Source organism: Spirillospora sp. NPDC052269 (genome assembly GCF_040679435.1).
GTDB lineage: Bacteria > Actinomycetota > Actinomycetes > Streptosporangiales > Streptosporangiaceae > Spirillospora.
The window spans coordinates 343,232-365,762 of sequence record NZ_JBFAUU010000009.1 but is presented as its reverse complement, the minus strand read 5'-3'; the positions used below and the strand labels follow the sequence as shown (position 1 = coordinate 365,762).

Genomic DNA, 22,531 nt, shown 5'->3' with positions numbered 1-22,531 from the left:
CGACGACGCTCATCTCGTGCAGGCGCAGCATGCGCTTGCGGGCGGTGTCGTCGGAGTCGAAGGCGATCTGGGCGATCTGCGGGGCGGTCAGGACGCGGTGTTCCCAGACCAGGCGCAGGACGTGCCGGTCGCGGCTGGTGATGCGGGGCGCGAGGGCGGCCAGGACGGCGGGTGTGTAGCGGCGTGCGGACATCATTCTCCTTCGGTGGGTGCGAGGCGGGGATCATCAGGACGTGCGGTTGCGGCCTCCGAGCGGCGGCCATGGGCGGCGCTCGCGGCGGCGCGAATGCGGTTCGCGCGTTCGCGGTCGGGTTCGGGGAGCGGGCGGGTTCGCAGGGTGAACGGGGGAGTCTCGGCGGCCTTGACGACCAGGCGGGCTGCGGCTTGGTAGGCGGCGAGGCTGGCCAGGTCGTGCGCGGACAGGACGGGCCGGAAGTGGGTGGCGACCGTCGCGGCGTCGTCGGGGGACAGGGCGAAGTAGAGCTTGTTGCGGGCGTCGGAGGAGATCGCCTGACGCAGGGCGCGGGGGAGCTGGTCGAGGTACTGGTGGGCCAGCGTGAGCGAGACGCGGTAGGCGCGGGCCTCGGCGAGCATGTCCGACAGGGCGTGCGGCAGTGTGAGGAAGTTGTGGCACTCGTCCACGTACATAGCGGCGTGTGGGCGGGCGTGGCCGAGGCGTGCGCGGCGGGCGGCGGCCTGCCAGACCTGGGCCAGGATCATCGATCCGAGCAGGCGGGCGGTGTCGTCGCCGAGGACGCCCTTGGGGAGCCGGACGAGCAGGACGCCGCCGTCCAGGATGTCGCTCATATCGAAGGTGGAGCGGGCCGAACCGAGCACGTCACGGACGAACGGGCGCAATAGGAGCGCGCGCAGCTTGTTCATGATGGGGCTGGTGACGTGTGCCTGGGCGGTCTCCGACAGCCCCTCGTACCAGTTCCAGAAGCCGCGCAGCAACGGGTCGGCAAGACCTGCGGTGCGCCGGCGCCGGTAGACGGGGTCGGTGAGCAGGGCGGGAATGTCGGCGAGGGTGCCGCCACACTGGGAGAGGGTGAGGCAGCAGCCGCGCAAGATGTCGTCGGTGCGGGGGCCCCAGGTGTCGGCGTAGATCTGGCGGAAGATCCCGACGAGGTTGTCGGTGGCCATCGCGACGTCCCCGCCCCGGCCGGAGGTCTGCAGGACGTTCAGAGAGGGATGGGAATACCGGTCGTCGGGATCGATGAGCACGACCCGGTTCGCGCATTCCTCTGGCAGCAGCCCTAGCAAGTCGGTGACCAGGTCTCCCTTGGCCTCGATGACCACGGTGCCGCGTCCGGCGTTGACATCGGCGAGGATCATCTGGGCGAGCAACGTGGACTTACCGGTGCCGTTCGGGCCCATGACGTGGACGTGGTGGACAGCGTCCGCGACGCGCAGCCCGACCGGACGGGCCGTGCCGGAGTCGGAATCCCCGAGGGGCTTGGCATCGGGCCCGTGGCGGGCGATCACCGGGGACGGTGCGACGGAGTGGGCTCCGGCCCTGTTCAGCCCGGGGACGGCCTCGTCCAAGGGCAGGTGCGCAACGGCCGCCAGCTCCGAGACCGAGACCAGCTGGCCGCGTCCCAGGTGACGTCCGTTGAGGGCTTGGGCGGGACGGCGCAGGCGGCGGCGCTCCAGCCGGTTGTGCCCGGAGTAGATAGCGAAGGCGGACGCGATGGCGTGCGCACGTCCGACGATGGCGTTGCGGCGAGCCACTTCGGCTTCGGCGGTGAGCGGCTGTTCTGTGGGCGCAGCGGCGACGGCGTACCGGATGGCGATCGCGTAGCGGGACTGGGCGGCCTTGTCTGCGGCGGCGCGTGCTTGGGCGGTGTGTTCGATCTGGTCGGCGCGGTCGGTCACGTCCCGGCCCGCAGGGACCGGAGCACGACGGCGGACGGGATCGAGGAGGGTGAGCAAGGCGCGGGTGTGACGTTCGACGGCCAGCAGGTCCAAGGCGGCCAGGCGGCGTCCAGTCGCGGGCCGGGCCAGGATCTGCACACAGGCGTGCTGGCCGTGGGGCATGGCCGACGTCGCGCCGATCAGGGCACGGAGGGGGTCGTTGTTGTGGCGATCCTTCAGCGGGAGATGGTCGCCGCGCGCCAGCATTAGCCAACCTCCGGCCGCCCACTGCGACGGCGGGATTGGGACGGCCTGGTCGGCTGGGATCGTGGTGGTGCGGGCGGACGGCCAGGCGGCTTCGACGGCGTGTTCGGCCAGACCGTCCGGGACGTTGCCGGGCACCCAGAGCCGGATGCGGATGCCACCCGCGTCGAAGAGGTACTCGAACGCAAGATGCGGCTGCCCGAACAGCACGCGGGCCCAAGCCGGGCGCAGCAGCCCCATTAGGTTGCTCCACAGTGCGTGGGCGCTGGCCAGGTCCGCCTGCGGCGGTGGCTGGATCTCGATGCACCGGCCTCCGGCTGCCATCCGCCGTTGGCGCGAGCGGAGGACGGCGTACCGGACCGTGTCTGCGGCGGTCAGGAGCGGCGCGACGATCAGGTAGTGGCTGTACAGCCAGGTCAGCAGTAGCCGGGGCGCGAACCACGGGTCGGGGTTCACAGCAGGTCGTCCTCCTGTTCGTCCAGGTCGGCCAGCTCGGCGGGGTCGGTCGTGGCGATGCGGGTCTCGGCGTCGCTGGCGATCACCTGGAACGCCACCCGCTGGGATCCGGCGGTGAGCAGGCCGCGTCCGCGTTCGGCCGACAGCAGGAGGCCGCGTTCGCCGTCCGACAGCGCGAATGCGTCGGCGATGGCGTCGATGGCCTGCGGGGCCTGGCGGAGCAGGATCTGGGTGGCGGCGTTGGCGACCACGGCCTGGCCGAGGTCGGAGCCGAGCAGGTCGGCGGCGTCCTGGCTGATGACCGCGAGTCCGGCCCAGTGCTTCCGGGCGGCCTTGGCCATGCGGTACAGGAACTTGGCGCCCTCGGCGTCGCGCATCAGCAGCCACGCCTCGTCCACCACGATCAGCCGGGGACGCCGGTTGCGCGGGTCGGACACGCGCCGCCAGATGACGTCCAGCGTCATCAGCGTGCCGACCGCCTTGAGCTCGTCAGGCAGGTCGCGCAGCGAGAAGGCGACCAGATGGGAGTCGGGGCGGGTCGTGGTGTGCCCGTCGAACAGCGTCTTGTGGCTGCCGGAGGTGAACGGCGCGAGCCTGTCGGCCAGCGACCGCGCGTGCGGGGCCGGGTCGGCGGCCAGTGTCTTGGCCAGGTCACCCAGTAGCGGCGGACGGCGTCGCCAGGTGCGCGGGTCGGCGGTGATCCCGGCGAGCCGGTAGGTCTTCATGACGGCGCGGTCCAGTGCCGCCTTGGTCGCGCCGTCCATCGTCTCGCCGAGCAGGACGGCCAGCAGCGTGTGGATGAAAACCGCGCGGCGGATCAGCGCGTCGGACTCCGCGCGCGGGCCCGCGGGCAGGTCGAAGGGATTGAGCCGCACCTTGGGTGCGCCCAGCCGCAGGTGCGCGCCACCGACCGCGCGGGCCAGGCGCCCGTACTCGTCCTCGGGATCGATGACCGCGACTTCGACTCCGGCGTACAGGTTCCGCAGCGCCTCGAGCTTGGCCAGAAAGCTCTTGCCCGCACCTGAGCGCGCCAGGATCACGCTGTTGTGGTTGTCCTGGGCGAACCGGTCCCACATCACCAGCGACGCCGAGTCGGCGTTCACCCCGTAGAGCACCGGGTGCTCGCCGAGCTCAGTGTTCAGATCGGGTGAGGTGAAGGGGAAGGACGCCGCGAGCGCAGCGGTGTCGAATGCGCGCCGCAGCTTCAGCCGGTCGGTCCCGAGCGGCAGCGTGCTCGTCCAGCCTTGCAGCGTGCGGAAGGTTGCGGGCTTGGCGTCCAGCAGCAGCGATGCGGCCAGAGTGCGGACGCGCCCAACCTCGGCCTCGAGCAGCTTCAACGTGGGCGCGTGCACCGTCAGGTACACCCCGACGCGGAACAGCCGTCCCTGACCTCGGGCGAGCTGGGACGCCAGTTCGTAGGCGTCTTCGGCGGCGGCCTCGGCCTCGAAATCGACCAGGCGTCCGTGGTCGGCGTCGGCCCGGCTGGTGGATTCCAGCCGGGCGAGCTGGCGGCGCAGCCGGTCGGCGGCCACCAGCGGCGGTACCGGCTCGACGTGCACCGACACGTCCAGCCGTCCGGGATAGGTGAGCAGCGGCTGCAGCCACCCTTGGCCGACCTCACGCGGGTACCCGACCACGGCGAAGGTGGTGCACACGCTGCCGTCCAGGCACAGGTGCCGAGGCGCGACCTCGACTGCTGGCGAAGGCACCTGTGACGGCTCTGCTGCGTGACGGTTCAGACGGATCACAGCTGGTCCTCCTTGAACAGGCGGGGCGCGGTGACGGGCTCATCTGGTGCGGCCAGATCGGTCAGGCCAGGCGGCATGTTGGGGTCCAGGCATCCGGCCAGAACGGCGGCGGCCTGCGCGGCATCCAGCACGCGCGCGGTGATTTGCGCAGCTCCCAGTGCATGAGAGGCGTCCTCGGCGCGGCGCAGCACGCGCCCAGCAGCCCCGGCGGCATCCCGGCCACCGGAAGTGTCGTGGGGTTCTCGCAGCACCAGAAGAACGCGGCGGCGCAGCAGGTCACGCGACGCGCCCAGACGTTCCAGGAACGCGGCATGCTCCAGTGCCGCACGCTCCAGCGCCGGATGCGGCAACGCGGGCGCGTCGGCGCGCAGCCGCACAATCGCCGGTCGCAAGTTGACGCGCTCGGCCACCACGACCACCTGGACGGGATGGGTGAGCGAGTTCAGCCAGCGTCCGAACGCCGCCACCAGCGCGAGCTGCTCCTCATCGGTGCGCAGGGCGAAACTGATGGTCGAGCAGTCCACGATCACCGCGACGCCGTCGCCGCTCAGATCCAGAACCCCGTCCTGGCGGATGGATCGGACTGGCAGATTCAGCACACCAGGCAGCGGCTCGTCCAACCGTGGGCCAAGTTCAGACGGGCCAGACACGCCCTCGGGAGCGAAGACCTGGCGGCGCGGTACCCGGCTCTGCCTCCAAGCCGCGACCGCCAACTGGTCCAAGCCGACCCCGTCCCGGCGGAACAGCGCCAGCGCCGCACCGAAGGTCAGCAGCGGAACAACGCTCGCCAGCGCCAGCGCCGCCGGGACGGCACGAGAAGCCAAGCCGTACAGCAGGTAGGCGGTGACGGCGGTGACCGACAGGATCGCCAGCTGCCGGGCAGTCAGCCCCCAGAGCAGGCGGTCCTCGCGTTCCATATCGGCAGGGATCAGGACCCGGGTGTCGTCGTGCATCACGTCCCCTTTCCTCTGCGGTTCGCCTGGGGTGCCGGGCGACGCCGGGGTGACGGCTGCTGAGGGGTGGACGGCGAGCCCGAGGCGGGTCTCTGCGGCGGCTGAGGCGCCGGCCGGGGCGCGGGTTGCCGTGGAGCCTGTGGTTGCCCGCCCGGCTGCGCTGAGGAGGGGCCCGGACGCGGCCCGTAGTACGTGGGCTGTGCGCGGAATGGCCGAGGGCCGGGTTGCCGCGGCGGGTTCTGGCCGCCGCCCCTCCGCCGTCCGCCGCCCGGTGGCCACCCCCCGCCAGGTCGCCGTCCTCCGCCACGTTCCCGGCCCGTGCCGCGGAACCCTCGATGGGCACGACTGACCTGGTAGCGGACGTAGAGATAGGTGCCTACCCGGCTGACAGAGCTGCGCGGAGCCGAGCCCTGGACGACCAGGTGCCACACCCATACAGGAACGCGAACCAGGACGTACAGCAGGCAGATCACCAGGACCATGTCCCAGAACTGGCCGTTGTCGGTGAACGCCTTGGAGCCGTCCGGGGTGAACAGCACCTCGATCGCGATGAGGAACACCAGCGACTGGACGACCTGCGTCAGCAGAACCGCGAGCAGGATCCGCCACCACACCCGCGCGATCGCCTCGGTCTGCGGCAGCGCCTGGCAGGCCAGTGCGAGCGGCCCTCCAACCAGGAGCACCATCAGCACCATCACGCGGATTGCGTAGGTGGCCACCAGGATGCACGCCATGAACGCCGCGACCAGCACCAGGATCACCAGGAAGATCGATCCTGAGCTGATGTGATTACTGAGCCGATCGCCCAGCACCTTCACGGCCGCGTCCGGTGCGATGCCCGGCCCCGCCAGCGCCCTTGCCAGAGCGTTGGCGAAGTGCACCGACTTCTCAACGATCAGGCGGCTGAACTCGGTGGTCATGAACGCCACCACCAGGCGGGGCGCGACGTCCTTGACCGAGTAAGACGTCTGTACCGTCTCGTGCCCCATCAGCAGCAGCCCACCGGCCATCACCAGCAGCACGAAGCAGGTGTTCGCGATCCACAGTGACTGCTGCCACGCGCTCTGGACCCGGGGAAAGCGGACGAACTCCGGGGTCTGGATGAGGTTGTCGCTCATCCCCCCGAACGCCGACTTCACCGCCGACCGCGCGAGCGACACGAACCAGGAGTTGATCGTGCCAGCGATCTTGCAGGGGTAGTCCAGGGGATCGCACTTCTTGTCGTCCTCGGATTCGGACGGGTAGTCGCCGCCGGGCGACGTGGCGTCCGAGCTGGACGATGACGGGCTCCCCGCCCCAGACGGCGACGGCTGAGGAGAGGATTCAGGAGACCTGCCAACTGAAGGTCTCGGCTCAGGCCCCGGGGATGGCAACGGATCAGGCGGCTCGTTCACCGCAACAGGACGGGCATCCAGTGCCCCATGTCCGTGGAGGGCGAGGCCCAGCCCGATCAGCACCGAGACGACCAGCGGGCTGACGACGCACAACCGCGTCCGGCATGAGAGGCCCATGTTCAGACCCCCACGATCTTCTTCAGCGCGGACACCAGAACCGGCGCCAGGGCGGCGATGCCGTAGCCGATCGCGGCGCTGCGCAGAGTGTTCTTGGCCTTGGCCACCTCGCCGGGATCACCACCGGCCAGCAAATACCGCAGGCCGCCGAACGTCGCCATCAGCGTGGCCAGCCCAACCAGGAACCCGATCAGCCAGGTCCGCAGGTTGTCGATGATCTTCCCTAGCTGCGCCTTGGGATCGTCCTGATCCGGCGGCGCGAACGGAACCTGAGCACGCGCAGCGATTGCGATCACCAGCACCACGACCGCAACGATCAGCACCACCGTCAGACCCCGCCGCAACCACCCACCGCCCGAGCGCAACAGCCCGCGTGGATGCAGCCGCCCTGCTGGGGAAGACATCGGGGGAGCGGCCGAGGAGATTTGACCCGCCCGGACGGCGGGACGCTTTCTCGACGGAAATCCACCGGCGTACTCGTGGCCTTTCCATGCCAGAGAACCTGTCTTGCCGGCCGGCAGCTGGAACGTGGCCTCCGCAGCATCCAGCGGAGGACCGGAAGAACCGTCACCAGCTGAGAATTCGAAGGCCATCAGATGCTCCCGCCGACAGGAAATGCGTCTCGGTGACCTGTCTAGGAGCCGCCATTGGCGGATCTCTGGCGCCGCTGATTCCCTCCGCCGTGATCACGTGCCAGCAGGAGGCCCGCCAGAGGCTCAGCACACGCCGCTTGTGGGCCTGCCAGCGATCCGCCAGAGCCGCCCTCGCAGTTGCCAGAGCACCGCCAGACACCGGTGATGGCCTGGGCTCAAGCGTCCATCAGCGAACTCGCGCCCAGCCTCCGCATGTCACCCGCGGCGGCCCCCGGCCGAGATCCAGCGGACGGACATGGGACCCACGAGAAGGACACAAGAGCCATGGACAAGGCGCTCCACCCGGAACTGGCCAAGCACCACCAGAGCGACACCGGAACCTTCGTCTTCCGCCCGCCGGTCACCAGCAACCACAAACCCGAGACCATTCAGGGCGACCCGGCCCTCCGCGTTCTGTCGCTCGACACCAGCCCGCAGGCATCCGCCCTGCTGATGCTCTCGGTCGACGGCGACATTCCGAAGTTCGACCTCGCCATGTACGTTGACCGCCCTGCCGACCGGCCGCGCATGTTCGCCCACCTGGCCGTCATTCAGCAGCGCGCCATCAAAGCCGGAATCCCGATTCTGCGAGTACCGGCCACCGGTCCCGCCGAGCCCGCCCTGCACGACAAGATCCGCGAGATCCTCGGCTTCCCGGCCCCCAGGCCCGTCCCGCCCGGCGTCCACGCCGAACTTGCCTGGCCCGTCAGCCTCGACAACATCCACCAGGCCACCGACTCCACCGAGCGCTACGTCCAGCACTCCTTCCCCCTGCTGGACCTCGGCTGGGCCCTCGGCGACTGCCAGGGCTACCTGCGCTCCCTCAAGCTCGATGTCCCCAGCCGCAACATCCCCGGCCGGGAACTGGCATGACTACCCCCACGCCAGTACCTCCGGAAAGGCGCCCTCCACGCCGGAGCCGCATCATGGACGCCGCGCCGCTGCGCATAGGCTCACTGTGCACCGGCTACGGCGGCCTCGAGATGGCGATCGAAATGCTCTACGACGCTGACGTCGCCTGGTGCGCCGACAACGACCCGCGCGCGGCGACTGTGCTGGCCACCCGCTGGCCCCACGTCCCCAACCTCGGCGATCTCCTCGACCTCGACTGGACCACCGTGCCCAAGGTCGACCTGGTCGCCGCCGGATTCCCCTGCCAGGACATCAGCTTCGCCGGACGCGGGGCCGGGATCAGAAAGGACACACGTAGTGGGCTCTGGATCACCATCGCCAGTTCCCTTCGCCTTCTACGACCGGCATACGTCTTCCTGGAAAACGTCGCAGCCCTCCGCACACGGGGCCTTCCCCAGGTACTCGGGGACCTGGCCGCGCTCGGGTACGACACGGCATGGATGTGCCTACGAGCATCCGATATCGGCGCGCCCCACCGCCGCGACCGGATCTTCCTCCTTGCCGCACGTTCAGATCGCCAGATCCAGCTGCTCCCAGGCCCCGGCACGGGAGCTCCTGGACGGACGCAGGATCGACCGGGCCGAGGTGGTCAGCTTCCGCCTGCTGCCAACTCCGGCGGCATGCAAAGCCAACGACAGCGAACGCGTGGAGAGCTGGCTGGCACGCGCCCGCAGGCAGTGCCCCAACCGCTCGATGCCGCTCAGCATCGCGATCCGGCTGCTCCCCATGCCGGTGGCCAGCGCCACCAGTCGTGGCACCGCGACGACCCCGGGTCCCGAGGGAGACCCGGACCTGCGCCCGGCGCCTCACAGGAATGGGGTGACTACGAGCCCGCCATCCGCCGCTGGGAACAGCTCCTCGGCCGGCCAGCGCCCCATCCCACCGAGCCCGGACGCACTGGGCACCCTCGCCTGAGCGCTCGCTTCGTCGAATGGATGATGGGCCTGCCGGGCGGGCATGTCACCGGCCTTCCCCTGTCCCGCCAGGCCCAGCTCCAGATCCTCGGGAATGGTGTCGTCCCACAGCAAGCTGCCTGTGCGCTGAGCCTGCTCACGGCCGCCCTTGCCGGAACCGAGGCACGATGAGGCAGCCCTACTGGCGCAAGGACACCATGACCCTTCACCTCGGCGATGCGCGGCAGGTCCTGGCGAGCCTGCCGGATCACACCGCCGACTGTGTGGTCACCTGCCCGCCCGCCTACCGTCCCGACGGCAGGCCCACGGCAGGGCACATCGGAAGGGCGGAAACTCCTGCCGCCTACCTGGGCGCCCTGCGGCAGGTGTTTGCCGAGATCTACCGCGTTCTGGTCGCTGACGGCACCGTCTGGATCAACCTTCGTGACCACCGGCTCCCGTCCGCTGCCGGGCAAAGCGCCACTGTTACCGTCGGCGGCAGCCTTCTCGGCATGCCCTGGCAGGTCGCGTCCAGCCTGCGCGCGGACGGCTGGGTCATCCGCGACGCCATTATCTGCCTCAGCCCCACCGCGTCCCCGGGCGACGGCTGCTTCGCTGACAGGTACGACACGCTGTTCCTGCTGGCCAAGCAGCACAATCACTGGTTCACTCCACCGCGCAGCGGCGAAGTCCGCCACGGATGCCGTCCCCCATCTCGCCCCAACACTCATTGCGGCCTGTGGCCGCTTCCGACCGGCCGCCCTCATGACAGGAGGAACCAGCCAGACGTGCTGCCAGCCCGTCGGCAACACGAGGCAAGTGATGGCAGCACCAGCGGAAATGTCTGGACGATCCCTGCCACACCGTCCGGCAAACGGCTTGGGGCGGCAATCCCGGTCGGCACCTCGCTCCGTTGCGTTGCCGCAGGATGCCGTCCGGGCGGCACGGTGCTAGACCCGTTCGCCGCCACCGGCAATGTCGGCATTGCCGCGCGGCACCTTGGGGCCCGCTTCGTGGGCAGCGAACTGAGCCCCTGCCGCTGCGCGCTGATCGCTTGCCGCCTGAACGCCACTGGCTGCCGCGACCTGCCACCGGACGGCTGAGGTGGCTGAATCGGGGCAAGAGCCCTTCCGCGTGCCTGCCGCCAGGCCACATGACCCTTGCCAGGGGCCTCCGGAAACACCTGGGCCTCCCTACGCTGACAAGCCTGCACGACGTCACGGGCGCCCCATGAAGGCGCGGGGCGAACTCCTCGCCCTCACCGACGACCAGAGTGACGAGCTCGAAGCCCGGCAGAACGCCGCGATCTTGGAGATCCTTCGATGGCTTCACCGACATCGGGGAACGTGAGATTTCCCTGGCAAGAGTCCGAGAACAACGACGTAGCCACCGAGGCCACCAGCATGGCGATGCCGGTGGCCTGGCTAGGCCGGACCTCCACCGATGACCAGCAGGACCCGACGTTGTCGCTGCCGCGCCAGCTCAACAGCGCCCGCAACGCGCTGCCCTCCAACTGCATGATCGTCGCGCATTTCTACGACATCGAATCCGGCCGGATGGCCCTGGAGGACCGGGGCCGCGGTCACGCACACGAGGCGTTCGACATCCCGATCGCCCGCGACGGAGGTATCCAGGACCTGCTCGCCGAAGCCAAGCGCCCCGACCGCCGGTTCGTGGCGGTGGTGTGCGAGTCGGTGGAGCGGGTCGCGCGGCGCACCTACTTCGGCACCAAAGTCGAGTACGAGCTGGAGCAGGCCGGGGTCATGCTGCTGGCCGCCGACGAGCCCATGCCCGAATTCGGCAAGCCGTCCACAGGGCGGGCGCAGAAGCGCGCGACTCCGATCCTCACCCGCCGGGTCAAGCAGGCCGTCGCCGAGTGGTACGTCCTGCAGATGCTGGAGCTGTCCTGGGACGCCTTCTGCGAGCACACCGAGCAGGGATGGAACGTCGGCAAGCCCTGCTACGGCTACCGGGCCAAGAGAGTTCCGCACCCAGTCGAGGCCAAACGCGCCCAGGGACGGACCAAAACGCGGCTGATCCCGGATCCGGTCGAGGGGCCTGCCGTCACCAAGATCTTCGAGCTTCGCGCTGTCCTCCGCCTCGGCTACGACGCCATCGCGGATCGGCTCAACGCGGATCCCGAAAAGTACCCGCCGCCGAAGCCGGTGGACCCGCGCCGGGCTTTGGGGCGGTGGAGCGGTTCGGCGATCCGGGAGATCCTGATCAATCCCAAGTACACCGGCTACATGGTGTGGAATCGCCGCTCGACCAAGAAGGGCGGACGCTGTAACCCGCCGGAAGAGTGGGTCTGGTCCAAACATCCTGTCCACGAACCTCTGGTGACCAAGGCGCGTTTCGAGGAAGTAGCGTCCGCTTCCAAACAGGGTTCACGAGCGAAGCCCGGAATCAACCGTCACCCGCAGGCCAAGCGCGTCTACCGCCTGCGTTCCTACGTCGTATGCGATATGTGTGATCGGCGCATGCACGGAAAAGCTCGACGCGAGGTGCCCTATTTTGCCTGCGAGTCGGATATGCGCCACCACCGCGACCGCCGCCAATGGTACGCCGATCACCCCAAGAGCCTCTGGGTGCGTGAAGACGACCTGATGGAAATCGTGGCCGTATTCTTCGCTGATCACGTCCTTGGCCCACAGCGAAAGGCGGCGCTGCGAAGTACGCTCACGGCCGAGAAGACGCCTCCGCCCGCCGTGGTGCGGCTGACCCGTGAGATCGCCGACCTGGAGCGGCGGCGCGAGAACCTGATGACGCAGATGGAGGAGTTCGCGCCCACCGGCGACCCGGAAGCTGACGCCGACCTGCGTGAACGGCTGAGGCGGCGATTTGCCGAGGTGACCCGCGAGCACAAGGGCAAGACCACGGAGGTCGCGAACCTCACCGCCCAGAACGCCGTCGATGCCCCCGACGCCCCGGAGCTTCTCGAAGAGTTGCCCACATTCGCCGCCAGGCTGTGGACAGTGCCTGATGATCTGCTTCGCGAGCTGTTCGACAGCTTCAACCTGGAAATCCGGTACCGGCACACTGATCACTCGGTGATCGTGCGCGTCACCATGAAGGAGAGTTCCATGCCCGTGATCAAGGCCGTTACAAGCAAAATCGCCGACACACCCGAAGGTGTATCGGCGAATGATTCTGCTTTCCTTGTTCCGGGTGCCCCCTGCAGGATTCGAACCTGCGCACACGGCTCCGGAGGCCGTTGCTCTATCCCCTGAGCTAAGGGGGCGTTGCGCCTGGTGTTCCTTGGCGCGAGATGAAGACTACCAGGGTTGGGGGCGTGGTGCGCACCTGGTTGTTTGGGGTGCGACGGGTTCGGTCGTCGGCTAGCTTCGGGGGCGTGACCGAGCCACTGGGACGGGTGCTGGTCGTCGATGACGACGAGGTGATTCGGCAGCTGATCGCTGTGAACCTGCAGTTGGAGGGGTTCGATGTCGTCACGGCGGTGGACGGTCAGGACTGCCTCGACAAAGTTCGGGACGTGCGTCCGGACGTGATCACGTTGGACGTGATGATGCCGCGGCTGGACGGGTGGGGCACGGCGGTGCGGCTGCGCGAGGACGACGAGACGCGGCACATCCGGGTCGTGATGATCACCGCGCGCGCGCAGGATCACGATGTGCGGCGGGGGCACGAGATCGGGGTGGACGCGTACGTCACCAAGCCGTTCGACCCCAATCGGCTGATTCAGACGGTGCGGAAGCTCGCGGCCGGTGCGTGACGTGTCCGCATAGTGGTCGGATAGTCTCGCGAGGGTGACTCCAGCGGTGGTGAGCGGCGTGCTTCGGGACGCCGTGCGCGACGTCGCGGGCGTAGAGCCCGGGGACGTCGCATTGCGCTGCGTTGGGGCAGGGGTTTACGCGAGCCCGGTGGCGTTCAGGCTGGGGCTTGACGCGGGGGCCGTGGCAGAGGCCATCTCACATGATGAGATTTCGGCCGAGATTGATCAGGGGTTCGTGATTCTGCGGGTCCGGGCCGGGGCGCTTGCCGAGGCGATCGCGGACGATTCGGAATATGCGGTCGCGGCCGGGGTGCCCTCAGTTGAGCTGAGCGATCGGCCCAGGGTTTTCGAGAATTCCGGGTTTTCGGTGCGGTTCGCTTATGCGCGCGCGATGGCCGTCCAGAGGCGGGCCGCGGATTTCGGTGTTCGGTGTGGACGGGTTGAGCCCGCCGGGGACGAGCTGCCGCTGATCCAGGTGTTGGGGGAGCTGCCCGGGTGGGCGCGGAGCGCCGCCCGTAAGAAGGACGGTCGGCTTCTCGTGCAGGCGCTGGTCGAGGTGGCGGACGCCTATCACACGGTCTATGAGCGCTGTCCGGCGTTGCCGGTGGGGGAGAAACCCTCGGCGGTGCACGCGTCCCGTGTGACGATCGCGGCGGCTGCGGGCATCGCCTTGCGCAATGGCCTCACCATGATCGGCGAAACCCCGAGAGAGCGGATATGAGCAGAGTTCACCCGGCCGGCCCCCGGCACGCGGACGTCCTTCCCGAAGAGCACCCCCTGCCCGCCCCCGCGGACCTGAACGCGCTGGACGAGCAGGTCTGGCCGCTCAACGCGCGCAGGGACGAGGGCGCTGTGACCGTCGGCGGCGTCGACGTCCGCGACCTGGCCCAGCAGTTCGGCACCCCCCTGTACGTGTATGACGAGAACGACGTGCGCGCGCGGGCGCGTGAGTACGCGGCGGCGTTCCACGACGGCAGCGTCCACTACGCCGGCAAGGCGTTCCTGTGTGTGGCGATGGCCAAGTGGATCAAGGAAGAGGGCCTGGGCCTGGACGTGTGCACCGGTGGGGAGCTGGCCATCGCGCTGGCCGCGGACTTCCCCGTCGAGCGCATCACCCTGCACGGGAACAACAAGTCCGTGCACGAGCTCGAGCGGGCGGTCGAGGTGGGCGTCGGCCGCATCGTCATCGACTCGTTCGAGGAGATCGCCCGGCTCGCCTACCTGGCCGAGAAGCTGGGCAGGCGGCCCAAGGTCATGGTGCGCGTGACGACCGGCGTGGAGGCGCACACGCACGAGTTCATCGCCACGGCCCACGATGACCAGAAGTTCGGGTTCTCGCGCGGTAGCGGGGCCGCGCTGGAGGCCGTCCGGCGCGTTCTGGAGCTGCGGGAGACCCTTGAGCTGGTGGGCCTGCACAGCCACATCGGTAGCCAGATCTTCGATCCGGACGGTTTCGAGGTCGCCGCGCACCGGCTGGCGGAACTGCTCGTCTCCATCAGGGACGAGCACGGTGTCGAGCTCCCCGAGCTCGATCTCGGCGGTGGCTACGGCATCGCCTACACCGACGGTGACCAGCCCATCGATCCGAAGCAGATGGCCGATTCGCTCAGGGACATCGTCCAGCGCGAATGCCGTGCCTATGGGCTGACCATGCCGAGGCTCACGGTGGAGCCCGGACGGGCGATCGCCGGTCCCGGCGGCATTACGCTGTACGAGGTCGGCACGGTCAAGGACGTCGAGGGGCTGCGCACCTACGTGTCCGTCGACGGGGGTATGAGCGACAACCTTCGCACCGCCCTCTACGGCGCCGAGTACACCTGCGTCCTGGCAAGCCGGGAATCGCAGGCGGAGCCCATGCTCAGCAGGCTCGTGGGCAAGCACTGCGAGAGCGGCGACATCGTCGTCCGCGACCTGTGGCTTCCGGACGACCTGGCGGCGGGCGACCTGGTGGCGGTGGCCGCGACCGGTGCGTACTGTCGTTCGATGGCGAGTAATTACAACCATGTCCCCAGGCCGGCCGTTGTGGCCGTGCGGGACGGCGTGGCGCGGGTCGTCGTGCGGCGCGAGAGCGACGCCGACCTGCTCCGGCTGGATGCGGAGGTAGAGGCGTGAATCAGGGCGGGCCGCTGCGGGTGGCGCTGCTGGGGTGCGGCGTCGTCGGCACCGAGGTCGTACGGCTGCTGCGCGAGCAGGCCGACGATCTCACGGCGCGTGTCGGGGTGCCGCTGGAACTGGCGGGGATCGCCGTCCGGCGGCCGGAGCGGGTTCGCGAGGGAGTGCCGCGCGAGCTGCTCACCACCGACGCGCTGGGCCTGGTCACCCGGGACGACGTGGACATCGTCATCGAGGTGATCGGCGGCATCGAGCCCGCCCGGACGCTGATGCTGGAGGCGATGAAGACCGGCAAGTCGGTCGTCACCGCCAACAAGGCGCTGCTCGCCGAGGACGGCGCGACCCTGTTCGCCGCCGCGCGCGAGTACGGCGCCGACCTGTACTACGAGGCGTCCGTGGCGGGGGCGATCCCCCTGCTGCGGCCGCTGCGCGAGTCCCTGGTCGGCGATCACGTGCACCGGGTCCTGGGCATCGTGAACGGCACGACCAACTACATCCTCGACCAGATGGACACGCACGGCGCCGGGTTCAACGAGGCGCTGGAGGAGGCCCAGGCGCTCGGCTACGCCGAGGCCGACCCGACCGCGGACGTGGAGGGTTTCGACGCCGCCGCCAAGGCCGCGATCCTGGCGCAGCTCGCCTTCCACACCCCGGTCACGGCCGCCGACGTGCACCGCGAGGGCATCACCGAGGTCTCCGCCGCGGACGTGGCGGGCGCCAAGGAGACCAACTCCGTGGTCAAGCTGCTCGCCATCTGCGAGCGCGTGCCCGCGGCGGAGGGACGCAACGGACGCGGCGTCTCCGTCCGCGTCTACCCGGCGATGATCCCGCGGTCCCACCCGCTCGCGAGCGTGCGCCAGGCGTACAACGCGGTGTTCGTGGAGGCCGAGTCCGCCGGATCGCTGATGTTCTACGGCGCGGGCGCGGGAGGAGCTCCCACGGCGAGCGCCGTTCTGGGCGATCTCGTGGCCGTCGCGCGCAACATGCGTGGCGGGACGCCCGGTCCGCTAGAGGTCACCTACGCGGAGCTGCCCGTCCTGCCCATGGGCGAGACGCGCACGCGCTACTACGTCCAGCTCGACGTCGCCGACCGCTCCGGCGTGCTCGCGACCGTCGCGGAGGAGTTCGCCAAGCACGACGTGTCGATCCAGGCCGTTCGGCAGGTCGGATCGGGCGAGGACGCCCAGCTCGTCGTCGTGACCCACCGGGCCACCGATGCGGCGCTTTCCGCCACCGTCGAGCGCCTGCGCGGCCTGGAGGACGTCCGCCAGGTGGCCAGCGTCATGCGCGTGGAAGCGGACGAAGTCTAAGGACAGCGGACGAAGTGTAAAGACGGCGGAGTTTTCCACAATCGCCGTCACGGACGACAAGGGCGTCGGCCGGTCCCCTAGGATTCAGATAAAACCGCAGGTCAACAAGGAGACCGACTGTGAACGCGACCACCCGTCCCTGGCGTGGCCTCATCGAGGAGTACCGTGACCGGCTGCCGGTGACGGAGGCGACGCCCGTCGTCACGCTGCTCGAGGGCGGCACGCCGCTCGTGCCCGCCACCCGGGTGTCCGAGCTGACGGGCTGCGAGGTGTACCTCAAGGTCGAGGGCCTGAACCCGACCGGCTCGTTCAAGGACCGCGGCATGACGGTCGCGATCTCCAAGGCCGCCGAGGCCGGCGCGAAGGCGGTCATCTGCGCGTCCACCGGCAACACCTCGGCGTCCGCCGCCGCGTACGCCGTCCGCGCCGGGATGACCTGCGCCGTCCTCGTCCCGCAGGGCAAGATCGCGATGGGCAAGCTGGCGCAGGCCCTGGTGCACGGCGCGCGCCTGCTCCAGGTCGACGGCAACTTCGACGACTGCCTCGAGCTGGCCCGCAAGCTCGCCGTCGACTACCCGGTGGCGCTGGTCAACTCGGTGAACCCGTACCGGCTGCAGGGCCAGAAGACCGCCGCGTTCGAGATCGTGGACGCGCTCGGCGACGCCCCCGACGTGCACTGCCTGCCCGTCGGCAACGCCGGCAACATCTCCGCCTACTGGATGGGCTACACCGAGTACGCCCGCGACGGCGTCGCCTCGCGCCGCCCGCGCATGCTGGGCTTCCAGGCGTCCGGCGCGGCCCCGTTCGTCAAGGGCGAGCCGGTGCTGAACCCGCAGACCATCGCCACCGCGATCCGCATCGGCAACCCCGCCTCCTGGGATCTCGCCGTCGCCGCGCGGGACGAGTCGGGCGGTGCGATCGACGCGGTCACCGACCGCCAGATCCTGCGGGCCTACCGGATGCTCGCCGCCGAGGAGGGCGTGTTCGTCGAGCCGGCGTCCGCCGCGTCCGTCGCCGGCCTGCTCCAGGCCGTCGAGCAGGGCGTGGTCGAGCCCGGCTCGCGCGTGGTCTGCACCGTGACCGGGAACGGCCTCAAGGATCCTGACTGGGCCATCGCCGGCGCCCCCGCCCCCACCACCGTGAAGGTCGACGCCCAGGCGGCCGCCGCCGCCCTGGACCTCGCATGACCGGCCTGCGGGCCGTGACGGTCGAGGTTCCCGCGACCAGCGCGAACCTGGGGCCGGGGTTCGACTCGCTCGGGCTCGCGCTGACGCTCGCCGACGAGGTGACCGTCGAGCTCGGCGGCGACGGCGTCGCCATCGAGGTCGAGGGAGAGGGCGCCGACGTCGCCGATCGGGGCGACCGGCACCTGATCGTCATGACCGTCCGGGCCGCGCTGGAGGCGATCGACGGGCTCGCGGGCACGGACGAGGCCGCCCGGCTCGGCAAGGGCGTCCGGTTGCGCTGCGTGAACCGCATCCCGCACAGCCGGGGGCTCGGGTCGTCCTCGGCGGCGATCATCGCCGGCGTCCTGGCCGCGCGGGCCCTGCACCCGGGTGGCGACGCGATGGACGACGCGGCCGCGCTGCGGCTGGCGACCGGGATCGAGGGCCACCCCGACAACGTCGCGCCCTGCCTGCTCGGCGGGCTGACGGTCGCCTGGGGCGACCGGGCCGTCCGGCTCGATCTCGACCGCGAGGTCGTCGCGTTCGTGCCGGAGACGCGGCTGGCGACCGAGCTGGCCCGGGGGCTGCTGCCCGAGACCGTCCCGCACGCCGACGCCGCCGCGAACGCCGCGCGCGCCGCGCTGCTGGTCACGGCCCTGACCCGGGGCCTGGACGAGGCGACCCTGCTGGACGCGACCGAGGACCGGCTGCACCAGGCGTACCGCGCCCCGGCGATGCCGGAGTCCGCGGAGCTGATCCGGAGGCTGCGCGATCGAGGGGTTCCGGCCGTCGTGTCCGGGGCCGGGCCGACTGTCCTGGCCTTCACATCGGCGTCGCGGATTGATTCAGACGCGCTTGAAGTGGGTAATGGCTGGCACATACACCCCTTGCGTGTCGCCCCCGAAGGCGCCTCAGTCCGAACCTGACCTGCGTCCGTGAGCGGCCGGGTGTGACGAACCGGCTAGGTAAAATGCGAAGACATCGACCTCTGGGGAATAGCAGTGTGCCCTGGTGATGTTAGGCTGAATGCCGCACCAGATGCCCCGTTCGGGGCCGTGTGCTCGTCAGCCACGCGTCACCTGACCGGCCCGTCGGTCGAGTCGGTCCCGCGTACCAGGCTTCCCGTCTCCGTGACACTCCGTTGTCCGGTATTCCAGCGAACTTCGGATCCCCGCGGTCATGGGAAGGCCTGTGAGCGAGCCGTCCCGGCCGACCGCCATCTGGCTGTTGCCCAGCATCGTCCGCCGCGGTTCCTCCGCGGTGAGGCGAGCCCGACTCGGCGCCCCCGCCGGGCCGCACCACCGGGTTGACTGGCCGAACGCCGGCCAACGCCCGCTCCCTGGGAAGGACCCTTAGTGAGCGAATCCAGCGAACTCCTTACGGACGCATCCAGCACGGCAGCCGCGACCGCGGACGAGGCCGGCCAGGGCGCCGCCCCCCGGCGCCGCCGCGCCACCGGCACGGGCCTGTCGGCCATGGTGCTGACGGATCTGAAGAAGATCGCGTCCGACCTCGGCATCAAGGGCGTGAGCCAGATGCGCAAGGGCCAGCTCATCGCCGCCATCCAGGAGAAGCAGGGTGGCGCGGGGCAGGGCGCTTCGGGGGGCGAGCAGGGAGCCGCTGCCAGCGACCGCACCGCGTCCGGCAAGGCCTCGGGCAAGGCGTCCGAGCGGGCGGCCGACAAGGCCGAGAAGACGGAGAAGGCCGAGCGTCCGCGCCGGACCCGCACCGCCGCCGCCAAGCGCGACGCCGAGGCGACCGTGACGGCCGACGCCGGGCAGGCCGAGGGCCGGCAGAGCGAGGAGCGCGCCGAGCGTTCCGACCGCGACCGTGACCGCGACCGGGGCGAGCGCTCCGAGCGCGACGGCGGCCGCGGCCGTGACCGCGACCGCGGCCAGCGGGACGAGCAGTCCGGCGAGCACGGCGGAGACCAGCAGGGCGGCGGCCGGGAGCGCGGCGAGCGCGGCGAGGGCGGGGGACGCCAGCGCAGCCGCCGTGACGGCCGTGACCGCGACGGGCGCGACCGTGACGGCCGCGACGGTGGCCGTGACGGCGGCCGCGGCCGTGACCGTGATCGGGACCGCGACCAGGGTGACCAGGGCGGCAACCGGCAGCGCGGCGGCCAGGGCCAGAGCCAGGGCGGCCCGGCGGACGACGACGAAAGCGGCCGGGGCCGGCGCGGACGCCGGTTCCGCGAGCGCAACCGCGGCCGCGGCCGCGGCGAGCGCTACGAGGAGCCCGTGATCAACGAGGACGACGTCCTCATCCCGGTCGCCGGCATCCTCGACATCCTCGACAACTACGCCTTCGTCCGGACGACCGGCTACCTGCCCGGCCCGAACGACGTGTACGTCTCGCTCGCCCAGGTCCGCAAGAACGGCCTGCGCAAGGGCGACGTGATCACCGGTGCGGTGCGGCAGGCCCGTGAGGGCGAGCGGCGCGAGAAGTTCAACGCGCTGGTCCGGCTCGACACCGTCAACGGGATGGAGCCCGAGCAGGCCCGGCAGCGCGTCGAGTTCTCCAAGCTCACGCCGCTGTACCCGCAGGAGCGGCTGCGCCTGGAGACCGACCCGGGCGTGCTGACCACGCGGATCATCGACCTGGTGTCGCCGATCGGCAAGGGCCAGCGCGGTCTGATCGTGTCGCCGCCGAAGGCCGGCAAGACCATGGTGCTCCAGTCGATCGCGAACGCGATCACCAAGAACAACCCGGAGTGCCACCTGATGGTCGTCCTGGTGGACGAGCGTCCGGAAGAGGTCACCGACATGCAGCGGTCGGTGAAGGGCGAGGTCATCCACTCGACCTTCGACCGTCCCGCCGAGGACCACACCACCGTCGCCGAGCTCGCCATCGAGCGCGCCAAGCGGCTGGTGGAGCTGGGCCACGACGTGGTCGTGCTGCTCGACTCGATTACCCGGCTCGGCCGCGCCTACAACCTGGCGGCCCCGGCGTCCGGCCGCATCCTGTCCGGTGGTGTGGACTCCACCGCGCTGTACCCGCCCAAGCGGTTCTTCGGCGCGGCCCGCAACATCGAGAACGGCGGCTCGCTGACCATCCTCGCCACCGCCCTGGTGGAGACCGGATCCCGCATGGACGAGGTCATCTTCGAGGAGTTCAAGGGCACCGGCAACATGGAGCTCAAGCTCAACCGGGCTCTGGCCGACAAGCGGATCTTCCCGGCGGTGGACGTCGACGCGTCCGGCACCCGCAAGGAGGAGATCCTCATGGCGCCGGAGGAGCTGCGCATCGTCTGGCAGCTCCGCCGCGTCCTGCACGCCCTCGACACCCAGCAGGCGCTGGAGCTCCTCATCGAGAAGATGAAGGAGACCAAGTCGAACGCCGAGTTCCTCCTGCAGGTCCAGAAGACCACCGTGTCCGACGACCGCTGAGTGAACTCCTGAGGAACGCCCCGGCCGCTCCGGCCGGGGCGTTTCCTTTCTCCGGGACGTGCCCGCGCCGCCCGGGGTGGGGTTTACCCCAGTACGGGGTCGGGTGGCTACTTCATGGTGGGGGAGCGGCCGCGTCGGGCAGGCTGGTTTACGGCTTGGACGAGCATGTGGAGGCACGAGTGGGCGAGGATGCCCGGACGCTGATGGGCAGGTCCCGGACGTTGGTGGGCGGGGCCCGGACGCTGTGGGACAGGTCCGTGCTGGACGCGCCGTGGCGTCCGCTGGCGATGCTGCGGACGCCGACGACGTGGCTGGCGGTGGCGCAGGCGCCGCTGGCGTTCGGGTTCGGGATGTTCTGGTTCCTCGCGCTGGCCGTCGGGTTGACGCTGTCGCTGGGGCTGTCGGTCCTGTGGGTGGGACTGCTGATGCTCGGCGCGATGATGGTGCTGTGGCGGGCCGGGGCGATGCTGGAGCGGCGGCTGCTGCGGGTGACGTTCGGGCTGCGGATCGATGATCCGTACCGTCCGCTGGCGCCGGGACGCGGCATGTCGGCCAAGCTCAGGGCGATGGTGGCCGACCCGGCGACGTGGAAGGACCTGATCTACCTCGCTGTGCTGCTGCCGATCGCGATGGCCGAGTTCGTGGTGTGGGTGTCCGTCTGGGGGATGGTGGGACTGCTGGTCCTGTCCCCGGTGCTGGCCGCGCAGGACGGCGGGATGCAGTACGTCATCGGGCCGTTCTCGGTGTACGTCAGTGATCCGCTGAGCGGGTTGTGGACGACGGCGGTCGGGCTGGTCCTGCTCGTCCCGGCGCTGTACGTCACCCGGGTGATGTCGATCGCGCACGCGCTGTGGGCGCGGACGCTGCTCGGCAGGTCCGGGGCGCAGGAGGAGAACGCCCGGCTGAGGGAGCGCGCCGAGCGGCTCCGGGCGAGCCGGGCGCGCGGCGTGGACGCCGTGGAGGCCGAGCGGCGCCGGATCGAGCGTGACCTGCACGACGGCGCGCAGCAGCAGCTGCTGGCCGTCGCGATGGACATCGGCCGGGCGCGCGCCAAGCTGGACACCGACCGGGAGGGCGCGCGCGTGCTGATCGAGCAGGCGCACAAGGGCGCGAAGGAGGCGATCGCCGAGCTGCGCAACCTCGCTCGCGGGATCTACCCGGCGATCCTCACCGACCGGGGCCTGGACGCGGCGCTCTCGGGCCTCGCCGGCCGCGCCGCCGTCCCGGTGGAGGTGGAGGTCGATCTCGCCGAGCGCCCGCCGGCGGCGGTGGAGAGCATCGCGTACTTCGTGGTGGCCGAGGCGCTGACGAACGTGTCGAAGTACTCGAGGGCGACGAGCGCGTCCGTCCGGGTGGCTCGCGCGGACGGGTGGGTGGTGGTGGAGATCGCCGACGACGGCGTGGGCGGCGCGAAGTCCGAGGCGGGCGGCGGTCTCGCCGGGCTGGCCGACCGGGCCGCGACGATCGACGGGATCCTCACGGTGGACAGCCCGCCCGGGGGCCCGACCGTGATCCGCGCGGACCTTCCCTGCGATTGGTGATCATCGCGACGCCTGTCCTGGCATGATCAGAGCAATGCCGACAGGTATGCCGACATA

19 protein-coding genes, 1 tRNA gene and 1 pseudogene are annotated in these 22,531 nt (G+C 70.2%); 12 read left to right on the top strand and 9 right to left on the bottom strand.

Annotation, left to right across the window (positions count from 1 at the left end):
- The 6 genes from AB0L06_RS21915 to AB0L06_RS21890 all read right to left on the bottom strand — a co-directional run.
- Nucleotides 1-193: replication-relaxation family protein (locus AB0L06_RS21915; RefSeq protein WP_500232896.1), on the bottom strand; the 193-nt coding region annotated here is incomplete at its 3' end.
- Nucleotides 193-2,574: a type IV secretory system conjugative DNA transfer family protein gene (locus AB0L06_RS21910; RefSeq protein ID WP_500232895.1), complete on the bottom strand. Its 2,382-nt coding sequence runs from the start codon at nt 2,572-2,574 to the stop codon at nt 193-195. The genes AB0L06_RS21910 and AB0L06_RS21915, both read right to left, overlap by 1 nt.
- Nucleotides 2,571-4,283, bottom strand: a complete 1,713-nt coding sequence (locus AB0L06_RS21905; protein WP_500232894.1) for a VirB4 family type IV secretion system protein — start codon at nt 4,281-4,283, stop codon at nt 2,571-2,573. Before AB0L06_RS21905 ends, AB0L06_RS21910 begins: the two co-directional genes overlap by 4 nt.
- Before the next feature lie 35 nt (nt 4,284-4,318).
- Nucleotides 4,319-5,275, bottom strand: coding sequence for a PrgI family protein (locus AB0L06_RS21900; RefSeq protein WP_500232893.1), 957 nt, complete (start codon nt 5,273-5,275; stop codon nt 4,319-4,321).
- The gene (locus tag AB0L06_RS21895) at nt 5,275-6,393 is read right to left on the bottom strand and encodes a conjugal transfer protein TrbL family protein (RefSeq protein ID WP_500232892.1); all 1,119 of its coding nucleotides are present in this window, start codon (nt 6,391-6,393) and stop codon (nt 5,275-5,277) included. Before AB0L06_RS21895 ends, AB0L06_RS21900 begins: the two co-directional genes overlap by 1 nt.
- 395 nt (nt 6,394-6,788) lie before the next feature.
- Entirely contained in the window at nt 6,789-7,379 is a 591-nt protein-coding gene (locus AB0L06_RS21890; RefSeq protein WP_500232891.1) for a pilin, read from the bottom strand.
- A 324-nt stretch (nt 7,380-7,703) separates the two neighbouring features.
- Here AB0L06_RS21890 and AB0L06_RS21885 point away from each other — a divergent pair, with 324 nt between their 5' ends.
- The 3 genes from AB0L06_RS21885 to AB0L06_RS21875 are packed head-to-tail and all read left to right on the top strand — an operon-like array spanning nt 7,704 to nt 10,326.
- The gene (locus tag AB0L06_RS21885; RefSeq protein WP_500232890.1) at nt 7,704-8,291 is read left to right on the top strand and encodes a hypothetical protein; all 588 of its coding nucleotides are present in this window, start codon (nt 7,704-7,706) and stop codon (nt 8,289-8,291) included.
- 53 nt (nt 8,292-8,344) lie between these two features.
- Nucleotides 8,345-9,415: a DNA cytosine methyltransferase gene (locus AB0L06_RS21880; protein ID WP_500232889.1), complete on the top strand. Its 1,071-nt coding sequence runs from the start codon at nt 8,345-8,347 to the stop codon at nt 9,413-9,415.
- Between the two features lie 26 nt (nt 9,416-9,441).
- Nucleotides 9,442-10,326 carry a DNA-methyltransferase gene (locus AB0L06_RS21875; RefSeq protein ID WP_500232888.1) on the top strand — a complete coding sequence of 295 codons (885 nt, stop codon included), beginning with the start codon at nt 9,442-9,444 and terminating at the stop codon, nt 10,324-10,326.
- Between the two features lie 321 nt (nt 10,327-10,647).
- On the opposite strand, the gene AB0L06_RS21870 is transcribed toward AB0L06_RS21875, so the two are convergent.
- On the bottom strand, nt 10,648-11,151 hold the full coding sequence (locus AB0L06_RS21870; RefSeq protein WP_500232887.1) for a hypothetical protein: 504 nt from the start codon (nt 11,149-11,151) through the stop codon (nt 10,648-10,650).
- On the opposite strand from AB0L06_RS21870, the pseudogene AB0L06_RS21865 reads away from it, so the two are divergent.
- Nucleotides 11,116-11,583, top strand: a pseudogene (locus AB0L06_RS21865) (recombinase family protein); the annotation flags it as partial. The gene AB0L06_RS21870 and the pseudogene AB0L06_RS21865 overlap by 36 nt on opposite strands.
- 27 nt (nt 11,584-11,610) lie before the next feature.
- On the opposite strand, the gene AB0L06_RS21860 reads toward AB0L06_RS21865, so the two are convergent.
- Both AB0L06_RS21860 and AB0L06_RS21855 read right to left on the bottom strand, forming a co-directional pair.
- Nucleotides 11,611-12,270, bottom strand: a complete 660-nt coding sequence (locus tag AB0L06_RS21860) for a hypothetical protein (RefSeq protein WP_500232886.1) — start codon at nt 12,268-12,270, stop codon at nt 11,611-11,613.
- A 122-nt stretch (nt 12,271-12,392) separates the two neighbouring features.
- Nucleotides 12,393-12,464, bottom strand: a tRNA-Arg gene (locus AB0L06_RS21855).
- A gap of 132 nt (nt 12,465-12,596) precedes the next feature.
- Between AB0L06_RS21855 and AB0L06_RS21850 the strand changes: the two genes are divergently transcribed.
- From AB0L06_RS21850 to AB0L06_RS21815, 8 genes are all read left to right on the top strand, one after another.
- A complete protein-coding gene (locus AB0L06_RS21850) occupies nt 12,597-12,956 on the top strand; it encodes a response regulator transcription factor (RefSeq protein ID WP_500232907.1) in 360 nt (119 codons plus the stop codon).
- A 148-nt stretch (nt 12,957-13,104) separates the two neighbouring features.
- Entirely contained in the window at nt 13,105-13,677 is a 573-nt protein-coding gene (locus tag AB0L06_RS21845; protein ID WP_500232885.1) for a DALR anticodon-binding domain-containing protein, read from the top strand.
- The gene (gene lysA / locus AB0L06_RS21840) at nt 13,674-15,068 is read left to right on the top strand and encodes a diaminopimelate decarboxylase (protein ID WP_500232884.1); all 1,395 of its coding nucleotides are present in this window, start codon (nt 13,674-13,676) and stop codon (nt 15,066-15,068) included. The genes AB0L06_RS21845 and lysA overlap by 4 nt, the downstream gene beginning before the upstream one ends.
- A gap of 20 nt (nt 15,069-15,088) precedes the next feature.
- Nucleotides 15,089-16,378 (top strand): homoserine dehydrogenase, encoded by a 1,290-nt coding sequence (locus AB0L06_RS21835; protein WP_500232906.1) that lies wholly within the window; start codon nt 15,089-15,091, stop codon nt 16,376-16,378.
- A gap of 119 nt (nt 16,379-16,497) precedes the next feature.
- Nucleotides 16,498-17,565 carry a threonine synthase gene (gene thrC / locus AB0L06_RS21830; RefSeq protein WP_500232883.1) on the top strand — a complete coding sequence of 356 codons (1,068 nt, stop codon included), beginning with the start codon at nt 16,498-16,500 and terminating at the stop codon, nt 17,563-17,565.
- A complete protein-coding gene (thrB, locus tag AB0L06_RS21825; RefSeq protein ID WP_500232882.1) occupies nt 17,562-18,470 on the top strand; it encodes a homoserine kinase in 909 nt (302 codons plus the stop codon). The genes thrC and thrB overlap by 4 nt, the downstream gene beginning before the upstream one ends.
- Before the next feature lie 429 nt (nt 18,471-18,899).
- A complete protein-coding gene (gene rho, locus AB0L06_RS21820; protein WP_500232881.1) occupies nt 18,900-20,933 on the top strand; it encodes a transcription termination factor Rho in 2,034 nt (677 codons plus the stop codon).
- A 179-nt stretch (nt 20,934-21,112) separates the two neighbouring features.
- Entirely contained in the window at nt 21,113-22,474 is a 1,362-nt protein-coding gene (locus AB0L06_RS21815; RefSeq protein ID WP_500232880.1) for a sensor histidine kinase, read from the top strand.
- The last annotated feature ends 57 nt before the right edge of the window (nt 22,475-22,531 follow it).